Annotated in this window: 1 protein-coding gene; it reads right to left on the bottom strand. The window is 47.2% G+C overall.

The features are described 5' to 3' along the window. A partial coding sequence (locus C1G53_RS12365; protein WP_330847488.1) for a DNA gyrase subunit A occupies positions 1-282 on the bottom strand: 282 nt, incomplete at both ends.

The raw sequence follows: 282 nt of genomic DNA on the forward strand, positions 1-282 counted from the left end.
ACGAGCAGGTAAAACCTCAGGCTCACGTTCACTCGCGTCATAGTTATCCGCAAAATTTACCGTGTTCTTGTTAATATCACGAAGCATTTCAAGCGCAATCTTGCTCATACGTGCTTCTGTATAACGCTGAGCGGCTGCTCCGTCGCCATCCATGGAACCAAAGTTTCCGTGACCATCAACTAACATGTGACGGTAGCTCCACCATTGCGCCATACGAACCATTGCTTCGTAAATCGCAATATCTCCATGCGGGTGATATTTACCCATAACATCCCCTGTGAT

Origin of the sequence: Streptococcus suis (assembly GCF_002960445.1) — a bacterium.
In the GTDB taxonomy this organism is placed as follows: Bacteria; Bacillota; Bacilli; order Lactobacillales; family Streptococcaceae; genus Streptococcus; species Streptococcus hyiners.